17 protein-coding genes are annotated in these 19,935 nt (G+C 56.0%); 8 read left to right on the plus strand and 9 right to left on the minus strand.

From position 1 onward, the window contains the following. Window positions 1–80 precede the first annotated feature (80 nt). Complete coding sequence (locus AC6I8V_RS21730; RefSeq protein ID WP_497846543.1) at window positions 81–704, plus strand: helix-turn-helix transcriptional regulator; 624 nt, start codon at window positions 81–83, stop codon at window positions 702–704. A gap of 3 nt (window positions 705–707) precedes the next feature. On the opposite strand, the gene arnF is transcribed toward AC6I8V_RS21730, so the two are convergent. Genes arnF through arnB form a run of 7 tightly spaced genes read right to left on the minus strand, consistent with a single transcriptional unit; the run spans window position 708 to window position 8,057 of the window. Further along, the gene (gene arnF, locus AC6I8V_RS21735) at window positions 708–1,082 is read right to left on the minus strand and encodes a 4-amino-4-deoxy-L-arabinose-phosphoundecaprenol flippase subunit ArnF (RefSeq protein WP_497846544.1); all 375 of its coding nucleotides are present in this window, start codon (window positions 1,080–1,082) and stop codon (window positions 708–710) included. After that, window positions 1,079–1,411, minus strand: coding sequence for a 4-amino-4-deoxy-L-arabinose-phosphoundecaprenol flippase subunit ArnE (gene arnE, locus AC6I8V_RS21740; RefSeq protein WP_497846545.1), 333 nt, complete (start codon window positions 1,409–1,411; stop codon window positions 1,079–1,081). The genes arnF and arnE overlap by 4 nt, the downstream gene beginning before the upstream one ends. Beyond that, a complete protein-coding gene (arnT, locus tag AC6I8V_RS21745) occupies window positions 1,408–3,057 on the minus strand; it encodes a lipid IV(A) 4-amino-4-deoxy-L-arabinosyltransferase (RefSeq protein WP_497846546.1) in 1,650 nt (549 codons plus the stop codon). Before arnT ends, arnE begins: the two co-directional genes overlap by 4 nt. 6 nt (window positions 3,058–3,063) lie before the next feature. Then, window positions 3,064–3,960: a 4-deoxy-4-formamido-L-arabinose-phosphoundecaprenol deformylase gene (gene arnD / locus AC6I8V_RS21750; protein WP_497846547.1), complete on the minus strand. Its 897-nt coding sequence runs from the start codon at window positions 3,958–3,960 to the stop codon at window positions 3,064–3,066. Then, window positions 3,957–5,939: a bifunctional UDP-4-amino-4-deoxy-L-arabinose formyltransferase/UDP-glucuronic acid oxidase ArnA gene (gene arnA, locus AC6I8V_RS21755; RefSeq protein ID WP_497846548.1), complete on the minus strand. Its 1,983-nt coding sequence runs from the start codon at window positions 5,937–5,939 to the stop codon at window positions 3,957–3,959. Before arnA ends, arnD begins: the two co-directional genes overlap by 4 nt. Beyond that, window positions 5,936–6,919, minus strand: a complete 984-nt coding sequence (gene arnC, locus AC6I8V_RS21760) for an undecaprenyl-phosphate 4-deoxy-4-formamido-L-arabinose transferase (RefSeq protein ID WP_497846549.1) — start codon at window positions 6,917–6,919, stop codon at window positions 5,936–5,938. Before arnC ends, arnA begins: the two co-directional genes overlap by 4 nt. 1 nt (window position 6,920) lies before the next feature. Then, on the minus strand, window positions 6,921–8,057 hold the full coding sequence (arnB, locus tag AC6I8V_RS21765) for a UDP-4-amino-4-deoxy-L-arabinose aminotransferase (protein WP_497846550.1): 1,137 nt from the start codon (window positions 8,055–8,057) through the stop codon (window positions 6,921–6,923). Window positions 8,058–8,512: 455 nt separating this feature from the next. Between arnB and AC6I8V_RS21770 the strand changes: the two genes are divergently transcribed. Further along, window positions 8,513–8,737, plus strand: a complete 225-nt coding sequence (locus AC6I8V_RS21770) for a hypothetical protein (protein WP_497846551.1) — start codon at window positions 8,513–8,515, stop codon at window positions 8,735–8,737. A gap of 67 nt (window positions 8,738–8,804) precedes the next feature. Here AC6I8V_RS21770 and AC6I8V_RS21775 read toward each other — a convergent pair whose 3' ends face one another. Continuing rightward, complete coding sequence (locus tag AC6I8V_RS21775) at window positions 8,805–9,950, minus strand: phytanoyl-CoA dioxygenase family protein (protein WP_497846552.1); 1,146 nt, start codon at window positions 9,948–9,950, stop codon at window positions 8,805–8,807. Window positions 9,951–10,101: 151 nt separating this feature from the next. Here AC6I8V_RS21775 and AC6I8V_RS21780 point away from each other — a divergent pair, with 151 nt between their 5' ends. The 4 genes from AC6I8V_RS21780 (at window position 10,102) to AC6I8V_RS21795 (ending at window position 15,084) form a co-directional block, all read left to right on the plus strand. Continuing rightward, entirely contained in the window at window positions 10,102–11,118 is a 1,017-nt protein-coding gene (locus tag AC6I8V_RS21780) for a substrate-binding domain-containing protein (RefSeq protein WP_497846553.1), read from the plus strand. A gap of 125 nt (window positions 11,119–11,243) precedes the next feature. Further along, window positions 11,244–11,999 (plus strand): prepilin peptidase, encoded by a 756-nt coding sequence (locus AC6I8V_RS21785; RefSeq protein ID WP_497846554.1) that lies wholly within the window; start codon window positions 11,244–11,246, stop codon window positions 11,997–11,999. A 212-nt stretch (window positions 12,000–12,211) separates the two neighbouring features. After that, window positions 12,212–13,597: a diaminobutyrate--2-oxoglutarate transaminase gene (locus AC6I8V_RS21790; protein ID WP_497846555.1), complete on the plus strand. Its 1,386-nt coding sequence runs from the start codon at window positions 12,212–12,214 to the stop codon at window positions 13,595–13,597. A gap of 14 nt (window positions 13,598–13,611) precedes the next feature. Beyond that, window positions 13,612–15,084 carry a pyridoxal phosphate-dependent decarboxylase family protein gene (locus AC6I8V_RS21795; RefSeq protein WP_497846592.1) on the plus strand — a complete coding sequence of 491 codons (1,473 nt, stop codon included), beginning with the start codon at window positions 13,612–13,614 and terminating at the stop codon, window positions 15,082–15,084. A 92-nt stretch (window positions 15,085–15,176) separates the two neighbouring features. On the opposite strand, the gene AC6I8V_RS21800 is transcribed toward AC6I8V_RS21795, so the two are convergent. Continuing rightward, a complete protein-coding gene (locus tag AC6I8V_RS21800) occupies window positions 15,177–16,361 on the minus strand; it encodes a pyridoxal phosphate-dependent aminotransferase (RefSeq protein ID WP_497846556.1) in 1,185 nt (394 codons plus the stop codon). Window positions 16,362–16,739: 378 nt separating this feature from the next. Here AC6I8V_RS21800 and AC6I8V_RS21805 point away from each other — a divergent pair, with 378 nt between their 5' ends. Together AC6I8V_RS21805 and AC6I8V_RS21810 are read left to right on the plus strand one after the other, a co-directional pair. Further along, window positions 16,740–18,233 carry a purine-cytosine permease family protein gene (locus tag AC6I8V_RS21805; RefSeq protein ID WP_497846557.1) on the plus strand — a complete coding sequence of 498 codons (1,494 nt, stop codon included), beginning with the start codon at window positions 16,740–16,742 and terminating at the stop codon, window positions 18,231–18,233. Continuing rightward, window positions 18,233–19,924, plus strand: a complete 1,692-nt coding sequence (locus AC6I8V_RS21810) for a nitrilase-related carbon-nitrogen hydrolase (protein WP_497846558.1) — start codon at window positions 18,233–18,235, stop codon at window positions 19,922–19,924. Before AC6I8V_RS21805 ends, AC6I8V_RS21810 begins: the two co-directional genes overlap by 1 nt. Window positions 19,925–19,935: the final 11 nt, after the last annotated feature.

A 19,935-nucleotide genomic window follows, 5' to 3' on the forward strand; every position in this document is an offset into this window, starting at 1 on the left:
CCCTGCGTTTTGGACTTTGCATTAAAATGACAAAATATATAAAATTAGACAAATAATCTAGTTGATTTGGGAGCGCCCTGATGGCCGATCAGCAAAATAGCCTGTTGCTGTCGCAACTCACCACCATCGCTGAAGGACTCAGCGCCACCTTTGCTCCGTTCTGTGAGGTGGTGGTGCATGATTTGCAGAATCCTGAGCACGCTATTCTTTCGATTCATAACAATTTGTCCGGGCGTGAAGTCGGCCAGCCCGCAACGGAGCTCGGACTGGCGCGGATCGCGTCGCCGGACTTCCCTTCGCTGCTGACCAATTATGCCAATCAGCTGGCGGATGGCCGTCCGGTTAAGAGCACTTCAATCGGTATCAAAGATGACAACGGCAGGTACGTGGCGGCGCTGTGTCTGAATGTCGATATGACGCTGTTTCGCGGGATGCAAAGCGCGCTGGCGCAGTTTACCCGCATCGCCACCAATGACATTACGGAACAGCTGGAACCGGCGGGAGCGGAAGCGCTGCGTCAGCGCATCGAACAGTTTGCCGCGCGTCTGGCAACCACGCCGCGCGCGCTGAAAGCCACGGAACGCAAACAGCTGATGCAGGAACTGCGCAGCAGCGGTTTGCTTGAGGTGAAAAAATCGATGGAGGTGATTGCCCAGCTGCTGGGCGTGTCGCGCGCCTCGGTTTACCTTTACGCGAAAGAGTAACGGTTATTTTTTGCCGGGCAACGACACGCACAGCAAACCGGCCACGATCAATAGCATCCCGGCGAAGCCGCTCCAGCGGAAGGCTTCGCCAAACACCGGTAACGTCACCGCCGCGATCCACACCAGCACATAACTCAGGCTGAGCAGCGGATAGAGGCGACTCAGCGCCAGATGGCGCAGCGCCAGCATCCAGCACAGCATCGATAAGGCATAGGCACCGAGACCAAAACACAGCAACACCAGCGGCAGCGGGTGCTGCCAGAGTTGCAGGGCGACGAAATCCGGCCATGCCGGGAATTGCAGCATCGCGGTGCGCAGCAGCAGCTGCGCCAGCGTGACCAGCACAATGCTGCACAACGCCAGTCCGTAGCCTTTCATAAATGACTTCCCATCAGGGCTACCCCAGCCACGATTAACAGGGTGCCGAATATCTGCCGCAGGGTAAACGTCTCACGCCAGATCAGGCGCGCGGCCAGTGCAACTAACACAAAATTGAGGCTGAGCATCGGATAGGCCACGCTGACCGGCACCAGGCGCAACACCACCAGCCACAGCAGCATGGCGACGCCCAGCAGCAGCAGGCTAAGCCCAATCCACATCAGCAGGCGTTTTTTGCCCTGCTGCGCGCCGATATGCGCCGCCTGTTTCTGACACAGCTGCGCGGCGCAACTCAGCAAACTAACGACAAGAATGAGTAGCAGGTTCATGGCAGCGGATGATATCCGTAGTAGACCAGACGTCCCTGGCGATAGCTGAAATCCGGCTTCGGCAGGCGCGCATCCGGTGTGGCGTCAACCGATGACATCATCAGCACCAGCGAAATCTTACCTTCCTGGCGATGCTGTTGCAGCCAGTCGGCAAACGCTTCGCCTGAGACGTACTTATGTTGCGCATCGGGGTAGCGTAAGCCATATTCCACTTCGCCCTGCTGGGCATACATCAGGACGTCGCTGCGCTTCAGTTGCCATGCCACCGCCGAGCCGATGCCGGGACCGTTTGCCAGCACATAGCGGCTGTCGGCCAGTTGTCCGGCGACGTGATTCATAAAACTTTGCGGCTGTTTGGAGTCGCGTACCCGGTCCGGGATAGCAAACCCCACCACCAGGGTCAACACCAGCGGGCAAAGGACGCTTAGCTGCCAGCGCTGACGACTGAATACGCCAGCCAGCGCCCAGCCGACAAAGGCCAGCACCGCCAGCACAACCTTGCCGTGTTCATCCGCGGCAAACAGCGGATGGTGCGACACTCCCCAGGGGGCGAACACGATCAACAGGGCTAAGGCGGCGACGGTGCCAAACAGAATATTGATCCACGCATTCGCCTTCAGCGCTTTGGCGACCTGCGGTGCCAGGCTGTGGGCATAGTGCGCCATCAGCAGCGCGAGAGGAGCAAAGCACGGCAGGATGTAGGTTGGCAGCTTGCCTTTGGCAATGCTGAAAAACAGCAGCGGCATCACTACCCAGCTTAGCAAATAGCTTAAGCCTGGCTGCTGGCGGCGTTCACGCCAGCCCTGCCACAGCGCGCCGGGCAGCAGGCCGAGCCACGGCAGCGAACCCGCGATCAACACCGGCAGGTAAAACCACAGCGGGGCTTTATGCTGCGCATCGGATTCGGCGAAACGCTGAATATGTTCCACCCAGAAAAAGTAATGCCAGAAATCCCCTTCCTGGCGATAAATCGCCAGCGCCCAGGGCGCACTGACGAGGGCGGCGACCACAACCGTCAGCGGCCCAAAACGCAGCAGCTCGCCAAAGCGACGTTGTGATATCGCCCAGGGCAAAATCGCCAGCACCGGCACCGCCAGCGCCAGAAATCCTTTGGTCATAAAGCCCATGGCGCAGGCGACACCCAGCAGGACATAACCGAGCAGACGCTGGCGCGTGCTGTTAGCCTGTGCCGCCAGCCAGTAACTCGCCATTGCCGCGACCAGCCACAGCAAGAGCATCGGGTCGAGTAACGCGTAAGTCCCTACGCCGTAAACCAGCAGCGAGGTAAGAAAAATGGCGCTCCCCATGAGCGCCACTTTGCGATCGGCAAACAGCTGGGTGCCAAGCCACCAGACCAGCAACCCTGAGAACAGGGTGCTGAAAATGGACCCGGCGCGCACGGCAAAATTGCTTTGACCAAACAGTAACTGGCCAAGGTTATTCACCCAGTAACCGGCGATGGGTTTTTCGAAATAACGCAGATCAAAGAAATGCGGTACAACCCAGTTTCCGCTGGCCAGCATTTCACGACTGATCTCCGCATAGCGGGTTTCATCAGGCTGCCATAAGGCACGAAATTCGATGGGGATAAAATAATAAAGCGCGAATAAAAACAGCAGCAATGCCGTTTTGGTGCCAGTACGCATCCGTGGTTACCTGTGTTGTTCTTGCTGACAGCCGAGCCAGCCCTCGCGCCCGGCGATCTGTCCGCGCACGATGTTGCCGACAGGAAGCGTGGTCAGATCGTCAGGCAGCAGTTCGCTGAGCGGGCAGAACTGAATACCCTGCTGCTCCGCACGCGTGAGTAACTCCGCGAACGCCTGATGTCCGACAATCCCTTCAACCTCGGCATGAATGGTATAAACTGCCGTTTCACCGGCATCACGCAGATGATTAAGCAAAAAGTCATTGAAATCCACTACGCTGACTTTAGGCCCCACCACTTCATCCCACGTAGGTAAGGTCACCGGAATCTGCACCGTGCCCAATGTGCCGTCGCTGAGACGCGGCAGGAAAGGATGGCTGCCGCGACAGTCGCTGTTGTAGCGGAAACCAAACTTCTGCTTCGCCTCCACCACGCGGCTATCGGCGCGCCAGCCCGCTACGGCGGAACAGGTGACGTTGTCACCTATTATTGCTTCCAGCGCCTCTTTACCGCGTGCAATCTCGTCGATTAAGCGCTGCTCCGGCCAGACGCCCGCCCAGGTTTGCCAGGCAAAGTGATCCCAGGCGTGCAGCCCGACTTCATGATGATCGGCGGTAGCGCTGATGATCTCTTCCAGTCCACGGCCGATTTCACGACCCGGCCATGCGGTGCCGGCCAGCAAGATGTCCCAGCCATAGAGTGATGCTGCGCGCGAACGCAGCATTTTCCATAAAAAGCGCGGCTTCATCAGACGCCATAAATGGCGTCCCATGTTGTCCGGCCCAACGCTGAAAAAGAAACTGGCCTGCACCTGATGCAGGCTAAACAGCTCCAGTAGCGCGGGTACGCCTTGTTGCGTACCGCGCCAGGTGTCTACATCAACGCGTAAACCTACTTTCTTCATGGCGTTTCGACCTGCAACTCAACGGTACGCAGGAAGAAATCAAGGGTGTTGTCGATAGTGGTGTCCATCTGCACTTCCGGCGACCAGCTCAGCAGGCGACGGGCGTTTTTGATCGACGGTTTACGGTGCTCAACGTCCTGATAGCCTTTACCGTAGTAGCTGCTGCTCTCCACTTCGCGGAAACCGGCAAACGGCGGGAAGTGGCTACGCAGCGGATGGCGTTCAAAACTCTCCAGCAGCTTCTCGGCCAGTTCCTTGATGCTGGCTTCGTTGTCCGGGTTACCGATGTTGATAATCTGGCCGTCGCAGTTGTTCTGTTTGTTTTCGATGATGCGGAACAGCGCTTCGACGCCATCGCTGATATCGGTAAAGCAGCGTTTCTGCGCACCGCCATCAATCAGCTTGATCGGCGAACCTTCAACCAGGTTGAGGATCAACTGGGTGATGGCGCGGGAGCTGCCGATACGCGCGGCATTCAGGTTATCGAGACGTGGTCCCATCCAGTTAAACGGACGGAACAGGGTAAAGCGCAGCCCCTCTTTTTCACCGTAAGCCCAGATAACGCGGTCCAGCAGCTGTTTGGATACGGAGTAAATCCAGCGCTGTTTGTTGATCGGCCCTACCACCAGATTCGAGCTGTCTTCATCGAAATGGTTGTCGGTACACATGCCGTACACTTCGGACGTAGACGGGAAAATGATACGTTTTTTGTACTTCACGCAATCACGGATGATTTTGAGGTTCTCTTCAAAATCGAGTTCGAATACGCGCAGCGGATTACGGGTGTACTCAATCGGCGTGGCGATGGCCACCAATGGCAGAACCACGTCACATTTTTTGATGTGATACTCAATCCACTCGGAATGAATGCTGATATCACCCTCAACGAAATGGAAGCCAGGATGGCCGAGGAAACGGCTGATGGCATCAGAGCTGATGTCGAGGCCGTAAACTTCAAAGTTGTCATCCTGCAACAAACGTTCAGTCAGGTGGTTGCCGATAAAGCCGTTTACGCCAAGGATCAGCACGCGCGTACGACGTTTGATCGCCGCAACCGGCTGAGAGTACAGCAGCGCGCTCGGCACCATGCCCAGGCTTTGCGCCAGCTGGCTGCCGTTCATGTACACACCGTTTTCGCTTTGGCCGGTGATCACTTCCAGCGCGCCTTCGCCGCAGGCAATCAGGAAAGGTTCTACCGATAACACGGTACCCGGTTTGGCGCCGTGCGCCGCCGGATGAACACGTCCTTTCCAGACGACAAATTTCACCGTACCGGCATAACCAAAGGCACCCGGCCAGGGATCGGTCACCGCACGCACCAGGTTGTTGATCTCCTGTGCAGGACGGGACCAGTCGATGCGACCATCAGCCGCGGTGCGGCGGCCCACGACGCTGGCCTGGCTTTCATCCTGCGGCTGCGCGTTGATTTTGCCCTGCTTCATGGTCGGCAGTACGGATTCCAGCAGCTGCGTAGCGCTGTTCACCAGTTTGCGATGCAGCGTCAGGGCATTGTCCTGCTCCTCGATCGCGACGCGTTGCTGCGCGACGATATCACCGGCATCGGCGCGTTTCACCATGCGGTGCAGGGTCACGCCGGTTTCGCTTTCGCCATTGACCAGCACCCAGTTCAGCGGCGCGCGGCCACGGTATTTCGGCAGCAGCGAACCGTGCAGGTTAAACGCGCCAAGACGTGCGCTGTTCAGAATGGCGTCGTTTAACAGGTTGCGATAATAGAACGAGAAAATGATGTCGGGCGCCATCGCTTTGATGCGATCTACCCACAGCGGATGGTTGACGTCGTCCGGCGCATAGACCGGAATGCCCTGCTCTGCAGCGATGCGTGCAACCGAGCCGAAAAAGTGGTTCTCATTGGCCGAATCAGGATGGGTAAAAATGGCGCTGATTTCGTAGCCAGCCTGCAGCAGCGCATTAATGCCCGCACAGCCCATGTCGTGATAGGCGAAGACGATGGTTTTCATTGCTCGATTTCCTGTACAGATGCATCTTTTTGCGAATGGATAACACGTTGAATGAAGTAGCGCGGACGGGCGCGTACGTCGTTATAAATGCGGCCGATATATTCGCCGAGTAAACCCATGCCGACGAACTGCGCGCCGACAAACATAAACAGCACGGCGAACAGCACGAAGACGCCATCACCGGCCCAGGCTGCGCCGAAGAACAGACGCAACACGATCAAAATCAGTGAGAAGGCAAACCCGGACAGCGCGATCAGGCTGCCAACCACGCTCAGCAGACGCAGCGGTGTGGTGGTCAGACAGGTCACCAGGTCGTACATCAGGTTGATCAGGCGCATAAAGCTGTATTTCGAGTTACCGAACTCACGTTCGGCATGTGCCACCGGCAGCTCAATGGTGCGGCGCGCGAAGGTGTTCGCCAGAATTGGGATGAAGGTGCTGCGCTCATGACAGTTCAGCATGGCGTCAATGATATGGCGGCGGTAAGCGCGCAGCATACAGCCGTAATCACCCATCGCTTTGCCGGTGACACGCTGGATCAGCTGGTTAATGGTGCGGGATGCACGACGGCGGAACCAGCTGTCCTGACGATTCTGGCGTACTGTGCCAACCACGTCATAGCCCTGCTGAGCCGCCGCCACCAGATTGGGGATCTCCTCCGGTGGGTTCTGCAAATCGGCATCCAGCGTGATAATCAGATCGCCGCTGACGTGGCTGAAGCCCGCCATAATCGCCGAGTGCTGACCATAATTACGGTTGAGCAACACGCCAACCACATGACTGCCCGGCATATCGGCAGCATCAGCGATCATCTCACCGGAACGGTCAGAACTGCCGTCATCGACCAGCAAAATCTCGTAATCCAGATTGAAGCTCTGGCAGGCGGCATCAGTACGGCGTACCAGCTCCGGCAGGCTCTCTTCTTCGTTGTAGACCGGGATAACCACGGACACTTTACGAATCGGTTTTTCTTCCAGCATGTCAAACTCCGGCTAGCGCATGCAGCGCTTTGATGACACGTTCGACGTCGTCATCGTGCATATCAGGGAATAGCGGAATGGAACAGATGCGGTCACTGTTCCACTCGGTATTAGGTAATGAGAGTTGCGGGTAACGTTCGCGATAATATTTGTGAGTGTGGGCAGCCCGGAAATGCAGGCCGGTGCCGATGTCCTGCGCCTTCAGCGCTTCCATCAATCCATCACGGCTGATACCGCAACGCGCTTCATCCACACGAATAATGAAAAGATGCCAGGCATGTTGATGCGGCCAGGCAGGCTGCGTCAGCGGCAGGAATGGCGTATCGGCTAGTTCGGTCAGATAACGCTGCGCAATCGCCTCGCGACGGGCATTGATGTCCGGCAACTTTTTCAGCTGCACCAGGGCGATGGCGGCGCTGATATCCGGCAGGTTGTATTTAAAGCCAGGCATAATCACTTCAGCCTGCGGCTTACGACCATGGGTATGACGATCGTAGGCATCGACGCCTAAGCCGTGGAATTTCAGGCTACGGATCAGATCGGCAAGGGCGGCATCGTCAGTGACAACCACGCCACCTTCGGCGCAGGTGATGTTTTTAATGGCATGTAGCGAAAAAATCGCGGTGCCGCTGTGGCCGACAGGGTTGCCTTTATACAGGGTGCCCGCCGCATGGGCCGCATCTTCAATTACCGTGATGCCATGACGTTCACCCAGCGCGCGGATCGCGTCCATATCGGCAGGTGCGCCGGCATAATGCACGGGGATGATGGCACGGGTACGGGGAGTAATCGCCGCTTCAATCTGCTCGGGAGTGACCATCAGCGTGTCACGATCGATATCAATCATCACCGGTGTGGCGCCGAGCAGCGTGATGATGTTGATGGTGGAAACCCAGGTCAATGACGGAGTGATCACCTCATCGCCTGGCTTAATCCCCAACGCCATCAGGGTGACGTGCATACCGGCCGTGGCCGAACTCACGGCAATGGCATGTTGGTTGCCAGTCAACTGACAAAAGGCCTGCTCGAGTGCCGCATTCTGAGGACCGGTAGTAATCCAGCCCGACTCAAAAACCGCTTTAACCGCTGCTAACTCTTCTTCGCCCAGAGATGGACGCGAGAAAGGGAGAAAAGACATAGATTAGCTTCCTTAATGATTAATGCCTTTTGCTTAGGAATAGTAATGATCATAACCAGGATTATGAATTGAAGGTGTTATGCATAGCGGGTTATACATCTTTGAATTCACCATATAAACAAATAGTACAGCACGAAAGACTAATCAAATAATTCTCACATTTTGAAAGCATTAGGTGCGCTGTCTCGTTGGTAGACCAAAATACGGAGGAAAACTTAACGGAACATTAAATGGTATGCAGATGAGCGCACTTTTCTGACTGGCGTTGAGGTTCTGTAGAACATCCGGCTGTCATGGTCAAAGATCATCCATAAGGTTTTACAAAGATTTCAGGCTAATGATGCGCTGTGAACTTTCTGAAAACAATAACTTAAGGAATTAACTATACTGTTCTTAAGGGAAAACTAAGAATTTCGCAGTATGCTGATTTGCTTAGTTTTTACTTGAACTCTGGCATGGAGGTTGTTGCCGTGAAAACCGATACCGACCGACTCTCGCAAGCCGCACTGCGCCGTCACCATATCGGCGTCAAAACCAAAGGATTGCGCTTTCGCGGCGAACTTTATGTCTTCCGTTACGATGCCGGACATTATGATGTGTTTTTAGATAATGCACGCGTGATGCAGCTGGAAACCAGCAATGTGCAGGAAGCCATTCAGATGTTTAAACGGCAGCGCTAGGTTTGCCGTTTTCCCCTCATCCTGACCCTCTCCGCCAACGGGAAAGGGTCAGGATCGCGCTTTAACCCTACGCCCGGCGCTTCGCCGTATGCGCATCCAGTACCTCAACAAATTGCGCATGACTCAGTCCCTCCGCGAGGGCGTCTTTAACCAGCTGCTGCTGCGTTTTCGGCACCATCCCTCCCACCGGCGGATCGGTGTCCAGATTGGTCGGGAACGAATAGCCGCGCGCCGCAACCGCAATCACTGCTTCCAGCTCAGCCTCTGACCGCGCACGGTCTTGCAGCTGCGGATAAATCCATTTCAGAATCTGTTCGTGATCCACCTCTTCCATCGGTACGCCAAAGGCAGAAGATACCTGCAAAAGATTGGCGGTACGTACGTGGTCGGTGGTGGTGTTGTTGCCGGCGGCATGGAAAAGCGCCGGGTTGAAAAAGAGTCCATCGCCCTTCTTCAGCGGCAGCTGCACGTAGTTCTGCGCGAAATAATCGGCAAATTCCGGGCGACGATAAGCGAGATAGCCGAGATCGTACTGATGCGACCACGGCAGCAAACGGGTCGGACCGGATGCCAGCGGCATATCGGTATGCGCTACGGCTCCCTGCAACGTCAGATATTGCGACAGAATATGCACCGGAATCGGGAAGCCGGCGGCAAACGCGCTTTGCTGAAAACCCAGATGGTAATCACGATGCGCCTGCTGTGCTTCGCCCCCCGGACGTACCTGGTTAACCTGCGACGTCATGCGCCACGCTGGTCCCAGCCATGCCTGACAAATCAGCCCCAGGATGGGATTGGCATAATAATCAGTAAAAACCGCCGGGCTGACCTCGGCCAGTTTTTGCAGCGCGTTCCAGATGCGACCATTATTCCCTGCTTTAGAGAAATGGTCGGCCTGCACCTTCGATTGCGCCTCCTGATGCATAATCGTTTCGAACACCTCGGACGCGCGATCAACCGCTGCGGTGGCTGCGTACAATCCACGCACCACAAACACGCCAGGCCCGCTGGAGAGCGCTTTATGCAGCTCACTCAGCACCGCTTTCTGGTCGGTCGCGGCGGTATCAGCCAGCACGTCGCGGTCATAAATCAGCACATCAGAAACGATGTCGCTGGCGAGGGGATAATCTCCGGCGATTGCCTGCTGAGCGCAAAGCGCGCGCAGGTCGTCCAGTGATACCTGATCTTCAGTCGCAAAGTAATGTGATGTCATGATCACCTCATGGTTTTGTCAGGTTGTAGGGGAGGTTTTGATTGTTTAAGGTTCGCTATACCTGATGCGATGCCCTTGTTACCCTTCAAACTAACAGCTACATTCAGTTAACAAAACATCAGAAACACCTCATAAAAACCTCATCAAACCTATGGCGAAATTTACCTTAAAACAGATAGCTGCCCAGTCGGGACTGAGCCTGGCGACTATCGATCGTGCGTTGCATCAACGTGGCAAAGTCCATCCGCAAACCGAGCATCGTATTCAACAGGCGATTGCCGATCTCGAATTGCTGCGTAAAACCGGTCTCGCACAGGGACGGACGCTCTATTTCGACATCATCATGCATACCCCGGCGCGTTTCAGTGAACTGGTGCGGGAGGCATTTAGCAGCCAGATCGCCAGTTTCGGCGCATTTCGCCTGCAACTTCGCTTTCATTGCAGCGAAAACATGCAAGTGGATGAGATCAACGCGTTACTGAAGAAATGCGCGCTGAGCAGCCACGGTATCATTCTCAAGGCGATGAACGATCCCCGGCTGCTGCCCACGCTGGATGATCTGGCTAAGCAGCGCATCCCGCTGGTGACGCTGGTCACCGATATTCCGGCCAGCCCGCGGCTGAAGTACATCGGTATGGATAACGTCAGTGCCGGAAAAGCAGCGGCTTTTTTGATGTCGAAATGGTTGCGCGATGAGGCAACGCAGATTGCGGCGGTGACGGGCAGCAATGAATTTACCGGCGAGCGGGATCGTATTGCGGGTTTTGTCGCCGGTATGGCGCAGTTTGCGCCGCGCCATCGGGTTGAGGTGGTCGCGGGTGGCTTTGGTATCGATCAGCAGATGTACCAATGCGTAAGCGCGTTTCTGACACAGCAACCGGCGATACGTGCCGTCTATACCGTCGGGGGCGGCAATGCGGGGATTTTGCAGGCTTTTGATGAGCACGGCATTCGCATCCAGACCTTTATCGGCCACGATTTGGATCGGGAAAACCGCGCCCTGATGCAGGCCGGGAGAATTGATGCGCTGATTGATCACAACCTGCAACAGGATGCGCAACACGCTTTTCGCGCCCTGCTGGCGTTTCACGGCTTTATGCCGGAGAACGAGAGCGCTGCGCCCTACTCACGGATCAACATTATTACGCGATTTAATATGTACAGCTGAAGTGCGGAATGCGGCTCTGAAAACCACATGCAACTTCGATGTAAACGCCATCGCGCTCTCGTCATGATTCCGCCGTCGGCATAAGCTGTCTGTCAGCTTATAAGGGATAAAATGAGGCAGCGCTAATGGAATGGTGTTATTGGTTGGTTATCGGTTTGTTTGGTGGAAGTTTTATTAATGTGATTGTTTATTGGTTGCCCCGGCGGGTACTTCATCCCTCGGCCCCGTCATCATTTACTTTTGCGCATTTACATTGTCCGCAATCTAAACAAACGCGACACTGGCGCGATTCTATTCCGCTATTAAGCTGGCTACTGTTACGAGGTAAATGCCGCTATTGTAATCAATCAATTAGCATACGTTACCCTTTGGTGGAAATATTTACGGCTGCGCTATGTTTAGGTCTTAGCCGCTTGCTGCCTTTTACGCCATTACTCTTCGCGGCATTACTTTTAAGCGGGACGTTATTGACGTTATCGCTGATTGATATTCGCCACTATCTATTACCCGATGCCCTGACGCTGCCCTTGTTATGGAGTGGTTTGATGCTGCATTGCTTCGCGATCATTCCAGGAAATGTGGCTGACGCGATCCTGGGGGCGGTGGCGGGTTATAGCGCCCTGGCGCTGCTGGCATGGGGTTATCGCCTGCTGCGACAGCGGGATGTGCTGGGTCTGGGCGATGCCAAATTGCTCGCTGCGCTGGGGGCCTGGCTGGGCTGGGAGCCTTTACCGATTGTGCTGATTATCGCCTGCGGCGGTGCCATTTTATTTGACTTAATTTCCAGAATCTTGTGGCCGCACGGCCTGTCCGGCGCCATTGCATTCGGTCCCTGGCTTTCATTCGCTGGCATAAGTCTTTTTATTCACTCGATTATTTAATAACCATGTCATACAGCCGCGTTAAAATTATCGGCCACTTATGCAGCAAATCCCTGATTCGTATATATAAGTAATAAACAATTCTAAACAAAATTAATCATTGCCCCCCAGGTTAAAAGGCTCTATATTGGCCGCGTTTTTTTCACAGCTGATACTTTTTTATTCAATTAATCAATCGGTGCATCTTTCATGCCGCCGGTTGTAGGAGAGATATGATGACGGATAAAGTCCGTATTGATAATTTTGGTGCCAACTCATTCCACGGAAACAACGACGAGTTCTTAGCCCGTCAGGCTGAGTTCGAATCGAATGTCAGGAGTTACCCGCGCAAACTGCCTTTAGCGATTGCCAAAGCGCACGGCGTATGGATTACCGATGTTGAGAATAAACAATATCTTGACTGCCTGGCTGGCGCAGGAACTCTGGCTCTGGGTCATAACCACCCTGAAGTTCTGCAAAGCATTCAAAATGTCATTACCAGCGGCTTGCCGTTACATACCCTTGATCTGACGACTCCGTTAAAAGATCAGTTCTCTGAATCCCTGCTCTCTCTGCTGCCGGGCCAGGGTAAAGAATATTGCCTGCAATTCACCGGCCCGTCTGGTGCCGACGCTGTTGAAGCCGCGCTGAAACTGGCGAAGAAAGTCACTGGCCGTAGCGCCGTGATCAGCTTCTCCGGCGGTTACCACGGTATGACCCACGGCGCGCTGTCTGTGACGGGCAACCTGTCACCGAAAGAAGCTGTAAACGGCATGATGCCGGAAGTGCAGTTTATGCCGTATCCGCATCAGTACCGCTGCCCGCTGGGCCTCGGTGGTGACGCTGGCGTGAAAGCCCTGACCTACTACTTCGAAAACCTGATCAACGACGTTGAAAGCGGCGTGCGCAAACCTGCCGCAGTGATCCTCGAAGCCGTTCAGGGTGAAGGCGGCGTGAACCCGGCTCCGGTTGAGTGGCTGCAACGCATTCGCAAAGTGACGCAGGAACACGGCATTCTGCTGATCCTCGACGAAGTGCAGGCTGGCTTTGCCCGCACCGGTAAGTTCTTCGCCTTCGAACACGCAGGCATCGAGCCGGACATCATTGTAATGTCTAAAGCTGTGGGTGGCGGTCTGCCGCTGGCCGTGCTGGGTATCAAAAAGCAGTTCGATGCCTGGTCACCGGGCCACCACACTGGCACCTTCCGCGGCAACCAGCTGGCGATGGCGACCGGTCTGGCTACGCTGAAGATCCTGAAAGAGCAGGATATCGCTGCGAAAGTCGCGGCACAGGGCGAATGGCTGAAAGGCCAGCTGGCAGAAATGCAGAAACGTTACCCGGTTATCGGTCACATCCGCGGTCTGGGCATGATGATTGGTATTGAAATCATCAAACCAAACGAAGCGCCTGATCATATGGGTGCGTACCCGGCTGATGGCGAGCTTTCTGCCCTGCTGCAGAAAAAATGCTTCGAAGCGGGCCTGATTCTGGAGCGTGGTGGCCGTCATGGTGCCGTGCTGCGCCTGCTGCCTTCGCTGCTGATCAGCAATGAAGAACTGGGCATTTTCCTTGATAAATTTGAGCAGGCGCTGATGGGCGCAGGCATCAAACCTGTTTGATTCGGAAGAGTATGATGTCTGAAGTAAACCCGATTCTGGCCGCCTCAGCGCAAAGCATTGAAGCGTACCAGCAGGCGATTGCCCAGAGCAGCGCCGCGGTTGTGCAGTGGCTGAAACAGCCTGAGATGTATCAGGGCAAAACGGTAGCCGAACTGCGCGAGCGCATTACGCTCGACTTCAATCCGAACGGCCTGGGCAACCAGGCCGCGATTGAACGCGCGATTGAATACTTTCTGAAAGACAGCCTGTCGGTGCATCACCCGCAGTGCGTGGCGCATCTGCACTGCCCGAGCCTGGTGGTTAGCCAGGCGGCGGAAGTGCTGATCAACGCCACCAACCAGAGCATGGATTCCTGGGACCAAAGCCCGTCAGCTACCATCATTGAAATCAAGCTGATTGAATGGCTGCGCGCGCAGGTTGGCTATCCGGCAGGTGATGCCGGTGTGTTCACCAGCGGCGGCACCCAGAGCAACCTGATGGGTCTGATGCTGGCACGCGATGCGTTTTATGCGCGTCAGGGTCACTCGGTACAGCAGGATGGCATCACCGGCGATCTGCGTAAGATCAAGGTGCTGTGCTCAGAAAACGCCCACTTCTCCGTACAGAAGAATATGGCGCTGCTGGGCCACGGCTATCAATCCGTGGTGCAGGTGAAGTCTGACCGTTTTGCGCGTATGGACGTCAACGACCTGAAAGCCAAACTGGCGCAGGCTGAAGCCAATGGCGAGCAGATCCTGGCGATTGTGGCTACCGCAGGCACCACCGATGCGGGTGCGATTGATCCGCTGCGTGAAATTGCTGGTATTGCCGCTGCGCACAACATCTGGGTTCATGTGGATGCAGCCTGGGGCGGCGCACTGCTGCTGTCAGAAAAGTATCGTGACTACCTTGATGGCCTGGAACTGGTGGATTCCGTCACCCTGGACTTCCACAAACAGTTCTTCCAGACCATCAGCTGTGGCGCATTCCTGCTGAAAGATGAGCGTCATTACGAGCTGATGCGTTACCAGGCGGCGTACCTGAACTCTGAGTTTGACGAAGAGCAAGGCGTACCGAATCTGGTATCGAAATCACTGCAAACTACGCGTCGTTTTGATGCGCTGAAACTGTGGATGGGCCTGGAAGCACTGGGTCAGAAACAGTATGCGGCGATTATCGATCACGGCGTAACGCTGGCACAGGAAGTGGCGCAATACGTTACCGACCTGCCGCGTTTCGAGCTGGTAATGCAGCCGCAGCTGGCAAGCGTACTGTTCCGTTTCCGTCCTGAGCAGCTGGCAGCCAGCGGTGACGCAGCCGTAGCGCTGTTCAACCAGCGCATCGGCGATGCCCTGCTGGAATCCGGCCGTGCTAACGTAGGTGTGACCGAAGCGGATGGCATCACCTGCCTGAAGCTGACGCTGCTGAACCCAACCGTAACGCTGGAAGATGTCAAAATCCTGCTGGCGCTGGTTGAGAAGACGGCGGATCAGCTGCTGAACGCGTAATTTTTTGCGTAAAGCGAAAAAGCCGATAACTGGCAACGGTTATCGGCTTTTTTATTGGTGCTAAATCGCGCCACGACCTGATGGCGGGGTGATCAGCGATTACGCGTCAGAAACTCACTCAGGCGCGCCAGTCCCTGCTGCAACTTATCGGTAGACGATACCGCATGGCACCAGCGCAGCCAGCCACTCCCTTCGGGACCGAACGCTGCTCCCGGCGCCAGGCCCAGCGAACTCTCACGCACCAGGCGTTTCGCCAGCGTGGTGGTATCCGCAAACCCCTCAATGCGGAAGAACGCATACATTCCACCACCGCTCTCGGGCACGCTGACTCCCGGCAACGCACGCAGCCCCGCGACCAGAAACTGGTAGCTATGCACCAGCTCGGCGCGCAGCGCAGTGATGCCGCTCTCGCCGCCCAGCAATGCCGCCTGCGCTGCACGCTGGCATGGCTCAAACAGGCAGCTGGTGTTGAACTCAATAAGCTTACCCAGCGCCTCGATAATGGATGGCGGCGCGACCACCCAGCCAACGCGGAAACCGGTCATCAGCCAGGCTTTAGAAAAGGTATTCACCGAAATCAGACGATCTTCCGCGGTGGCGTAATCAAGAAACGACGGGGCGTAGTGACGATCTCCGGCATAGATCAACCGCTGATAAGCATCATCGCTAAGGATCCAGATGCCCAGTTTGCGGCAGTGCGCGAGGATGATTTGCACCTCTTGATCAGTAATGGTCCAGCCCGTCGGGTTGCCGGGTGAGTTAATAATCAGCATCCGTACGTCAGGCGTCAGCGCGCTCAGCAGCTGATCCATATCCAGCGCCCATGCGCCCTCTTTCACCGTTAGCGCCACCCGATCGACCGATGCGCCGAGGATCTGCGGGATCTCCACCACATTCGGCCACACCGGCGTAATTGCCACCACCTTATCGCCCGGTGATAACACCGTTTGCGCGACCAGCATCAGGCCGTTAATCCCGGCGCTGGTAATCGCCAGTTGATCGCTGCTGATGGGGCGCCCGTGCAACTGGCTAAGATAATCGGACAGCGCCTGGCGCAAATAGGGGCGCCCCAGGTTCTGGATATAGCGCGTTTCACCCTGCTGCAACGAGGTGATGGCGGCATCGGTAATAAATTGCGGCGTCGGTTTGTCCGACTCGCCAAACCAGAAGGCGAGCATATCGGGACGATCCATCCCTTCATTGGCAATTTCGCGGATGAGCGAGGGGGAAATCTGGCTGATAGTGGCGCGTGAGACGAGGGGGAAAGCTGACTGCATGAAAAAACCTCCAACGATGATCCCTGTTTAATTGTTTATTTCTGCACATAGCACCCACCAGGTATATCACGCAGCGCAAAAGTTCTGGAATAGCAATTTCCTCTTACGCCCGGCCCGCTTGACGCGTGCCATTTCAGTGCAGACCTGCACCGCAATAACGCATGGAGAATCAAAGGAGACGGCAGATCCCCTGATTTCCGGGCCGATAACAAACTGGCATGTAAATTGCCTTACTCTCTGTACCGCATCCTGCATGTCAGGAACAGGCGCCGTAGTCTGGTAAGCGGTTTGTGGCCGAGGCCACTCCAATACATCGATTTCAGGCGAAGAAGCCCTGCTGGCAATGCTGCCAGCGGGGCTTTTTTTTGGAGTAAATCTATGAGCAAGTTAAAAGCGTGGTTTCAGGGACCACAAGACATCACCGAAGCGGAAGCGGTGGAAGATTACGCGGTAGGTCGTGTGCCCTCGCACTATCGCTGGCCGATTCCCGCCATCATTCTGGTGCTGCTGGGTAACTCAACGGCGATGTTCTGGTTCAGCCTGGGCGCAGATATGAGTTATCAGGTCGGCTGGCCGCTGCTGCTGCTGCCGATTGGCTATATGGTGGTGTTCGCCACGCTGATTGGCTCCTGCATCATGAAGATGGCAAGTAAAGAAGGTTTATCCCTCAACCTGATGACGCGCGGTCTCGGTTTCGGCTACCTGGGATCGGCCTTTACCTCCCTGATCTACGCCATCAACTTTATTTTCTACTTCCTGTTTGAAGGCACTATCGTGTCGCACGCCATTGCCAACTATGCGGGTGTACCGGTGAATTCGGTGGCAGGCATCGCCATTTTCGCCCTGATGGGACTGGCAGCGATCTGGTTTGTGTGGAAAGGCATGTCGTCAATGCAGTTCCTGCAAACATGGGGAGTGCCAATCTTTATCCTGCTGTTTGGCTTCTGCATCTGGCAGCTGACGCACCATTACCCGGCGGTCGGCTTTGCTGGCTGGCAGCCTAAAGCGGAAGTCGACAGCAATGCGCTGTGGCTGGTAATGAACATGGCGAACGGCCAGATTGTGTTTCAGGGGCTGATGGCGACCGATTATGGCCGTTTCGCGCGTCCGGGCATCAGCCATAAAGGGACGGCCACCATTATGCTCGGCATGTTGATCCCGATTGTGGTGGTGATGTTGTTCGGTGCCTTTATGGCCTACACCCTGATGCCGCACATCAAAGGCGAAGATGTCTGGTCGCTGGCGCTCGATCCAGGCTTTGTCTTCCCGCTGATTATCGGTCTGACCGGCGTGTTATTCGCGGTCATCACCCAGATTCGTATCAACGTACTGAACCTCTATTCAGGTTCCATCGCCCTCTCCAACACCATGGATATGGCGTTTAACTATCGTCCGGGCCGTCAGTGGTGGATGCTGCTGGTGTGGCTGCTTGGCGTGGTGTTCTACGTCTGCAATATTTTGCAGTACACCGGCACCTTCCTGTCGATTACCGGCATTCTGACCAACACCTGGGTATTTATCATCCTCGCGGATTACTACGTCTGCCGCAAAGTGCTGCATCTCGCGCCGTCAGATTTCGTGGAATTCCGCAAAGAGTATCTGCGCATGTGGAACCCGTCCGGGGTGATCGCGCTGCTGGTCGCGGTAGCGATTGGCGCAGCTGGCGTGCTGGGGGTTTATCCAATGGTTTATGCCTCGTTTATCGCCATGCTGGTCGGTCCGGTGCTGCACGTAGGAATTAGCGTCGCTACCCGTGGCCGTTACTACTTCAAAACCTTCCCAACAGATATGGCCACCACCTGGAAACCTTCTGACGCCTATCAGGGACCGAAACCGGCATTTAACCCCGTTCTGAGCAAGGAGGCCGAATAATGAGCATCAAGGTTGCAACTATCCAGTTTGAACCCACACAGTTTCGCAAAGAAGAGAACGTGGCGCGCCTGCTGACGATGTCGGAACAGGCGGCGCGTGACGGCGCAAAATTGATTGTGATGCCGGAGATGGCGACCACCGGTTATTGCTGGCAGGACCGCGCCGAAGTCGCGCCCTATGTCGAAACCGCCGACGGACCAACCAGCCAGGCCTTCACTGCGCTGGCGCGGGAACACGGCTGTTATCTGGTGGTGGGGATGCCGGAACGTGACCCTGTCACTGATATTTACTACAACAGCGCGTTGCTGATCGGGCCGCAGGGCCTGATTGGCGTGCATCGGAAAACCCATCCTTATATTTCGGAGCCGAAATGGGCAGCCAATGGCGATCTCGGCCATCAGGTGTTCGCCACTGATATTGGAAACATCGCGCTGCTGATCTGCATGGATATCCACTTTATCGAAACCGCCCGTCTCGCCGCGCTGGGTGGCGCGCAGATTATCTGCCACATCAGCAACTGGCTGGCGGAACGCACCCCTGCGCCTTACTGGCTGACGCGCGGCTGGGAGAATGGCTGTGCGTTGATCGAAAGCAACCGCTGGGGCTGGGAACGTGGCGTGCAGTTCAGCGGCGGCAGCTGCATTGTCGATAGCGAAGGTCAGTTGCTGGCGAGCTGCGACAGCGGCGACCAGGTGCTGAGCGCGCAACTGACGCTGCCTGCGCACAATCCGTGGCTGCAAAAACGTCGGCCGGAACTGTATCAGCGGCTGATGACCAACACCTTTATGTGGAACCCGCAGGATTTCTTCGGTCTGTACGGCAACGATGCGCTGCCTGCCGCCAGAGATGCCAACATCGCCGTGGCACAGTTTCACCCCGTCCCGGATGTCGCTGCCAACCTCGCCACCATTCGTGATTACGCGCAACAGGCGAAAGCACAGGGTGCCGAGCTGCTGATACTGCCGGAATCCGCGCTGACCGGACCGGGTGCAGGCCAGGCGCTGGCGCTGAACGATGCGCCAGTCGAGGCGTTTATTCGTCTGGCGATGGAGCTGGATATCGCCCTACTCACCGGTTTTAGCGAACGCACTGGCGCGACCTGTTACAACAGCGCCCTGCTGGCCAGCGGCGCAGGATCCATCGGGCATTACCGGCAGATCCATCTAAGCGAAGCGGATCAACAATGGGCCAGCGCCGGATCGCAATGGGTAACCTGCGATCTGCCGTGCGGTCGCGTCGGGATCCTGCTGGGCGAAGACCTGCTGCTGCCTGAGTCGGCGCGTGTTCTGGCGCTGGAAGGCTGCGATATCATCGCCTGTCCGGCCGCGTTACGGACGCCAGCGCCGCTGGCTCACGCTGGCACGACGATCGCACATCCGTGGCCGATTGCGACTGGCCGCGATCCCTGGCACTGGCTGCTGCCGCGCGTGCGCGCTGGTGAGAACAACGTCTGGCTGGCGTTCGCTAACGGTGGCGAGAGTTTTGGTCTCAGCGGCGTTTACGGCCCTGACACCTTCGCCTTCCCGCGCCATGAGGCCAAAGTGATCGCTGATAATGGTCTGGCAGTCTTAACCATCAGCACCGGACAGCCCGATAGCCGTTATCCTAATCATGTGGTAAGACGTAAAGACCTGGTACTGATGCGTCAGCCGCATTTCTACACCCCGCTGGTGATCAGCAATCCGCAGTAAATTGACCGGGC

The sequence above is a fragment of the Pantoea sp. X-Soil-TKNS-1207 genome, assembly GCF_059730485.1.